The sequence below is a fragment of the Agromyces humi genome (assembly GCF_009720255.1).
GTDB lineage: Bacteria > Actinomycetota > Actinomycetes > Actinomycetales > Microbacteriaceae > Agromyces > Agromyces humi.
In genome coordinates, this window is record NZ_WJSP02000588.1 from 1 (window position 1) to 1,681 (window position 1,681).

A 1,681-nucleotide genomic window follows, 5' to 3' on the forward strand; every position below is an offset into this window, starting at 1 on the left:
CGACGGCGGCAACGCCGCGGATGCCGCGGTCGCCACGGCCGCGGCGCTCGGGGTCACCGAGCCGTACAGCGCCGGCATCGGCGGCGGCGGCTACTTCGTGTACTTCGACGCGGCGAGCGGCGAGGTCACCACGATCGACGGTCGCGAGACCGCACCCCAAGCCATGCCGAGCAACGCGTTCATCGTGCCGGGCAGCGTCTCCGCGACCGCGCCCTACGGGGTGGCCTACCCGTTCGCCGACCTGGTGTCCTCGGGCGTCTCGGTCGGCGTGCCCGGAACCCTCGCCACGTGGGAGACGGCGCTCGACCGGTTCGGCACCGAGTCGCTGCGCGACATCCTGAAGCCCGCGACCCTGCTCGCGACGAGAGGGTTCACGGTCGACGCGACATTCCGTCAGCAGACGCTCGACAACCAGGCCCGGTTCGCGGCGTTCCCGGCGACGGCCGAGGTCTTCCTCCCCGGCGGCGAGGCACCCGAGGTCGGCTCCATCTTCAAGAACCACGACCTCGCCGCGACGCTGCGTGAGATCGGCAAGCGCGGCACCGACCTGTTCTACGACGGCCCCATCGCCGACGAGATCGCCGCCGTCGTGCAGGACCCGCAGACGAGCCCCGACACAACGCTGCCCGCCTTCCCCGGCTACCTGACCGCAGATGACCTCGCCGGCTACGACGTGGTCGTGCAGGACCCGACGCACGTGGAGTACCGCGGCCTCGACGTCTACGGCATGGCGCCGTCGTCGTCGGGCGGCACCACGGTCGGCGAGTCGCTGAACATCCTCGAGAACCACGAGCTGTCGCCCGCGAACATCGGCCAGAGCCTGCACCTCTACTTCGAGGCGACCGCGCACGCGTTCGCCGACCGCAACGCCTACGTCGGCGACCCGGCGTTCGTCGACGTGCCGACCGAGACCCTGCTCAGCCAGGAGTTCGCCGACGCGCGCGACTGCACGATCGACCCCGACTTCGCGTCGCTCCGGCCCGTGCCCGCGGGGGCGCTGGACGCCGTGGGCTGCGACGCCGTGGCGTTCGACGAGCCCGTGGACACCGAGAACGTGTCGACCACGCATCTCTCGGTCGTCGACCGCTGGGGCAATGCGGCCTCGTACACGCTCACCATCGAGCAGACCGGCGGCTCGGGCATGGTCGTTCCCGGACGCGGGTTCCTGCTCAACAACGAACTGACCGACTTCAGCGCCGTGCCCAACCCGACCGACCCGAACATCGTCCAGCCGGGCAAGCGCCCGCGGTCGTCGATGTCGCCGACGATCGTGCTCGACGAGGGCGACGTGAAGTTCGTCGTCGGCTCGCCCGGCGGCGCGACGATCATCACCACGGTCACGCAGATCCTCATGAACCGCATCGACCTCGGGATGACGCTGCCCGAGGCCGTGGCGGCGCCGCGTGCGTCCCAGCGCAACTCGGCCGCCCCGACGCCGGCCGAGGACGCGTTCATCGCCGCCTACGCGGACGACCTCGCGCCGTTCGGCCAGGCGCTCGCGCCCGTGCAGGGCACCGCCACGAGTCCGCTCTCGAAGGAGATCGGCGCGGCTGCCGCCATCGAGGTGGATCCGGGAACCGGCCTCATGACCGCGGTCGCCGAGCCGGTGCGCCGCGGCGGCGGCACCGGACTGGTGGTGAAGCCGGCCGGCTGACCGGGGTTTCGCGCTCAGCAGCAGGTG

The 1,681-nt window shown here is 71.7% G+C and carries 1 protein-coding gene; it reads left to right on the forward strand.

Going from position 1 to position 1,681, the window contains the following annotated elements; all coding sequences use genetic code 11:
• Positions 1-1,654: gamma-glutamyltransferase (ggt, locus tag GH736_RS22580; protein ID WP_159607227.1), on the forward strand; the 1,654-nt coding region annotated here is incomplete at its 5' end.
• Between the last annotated feature and the right edge of the window lie 27 nt (positions 1,655-1,681).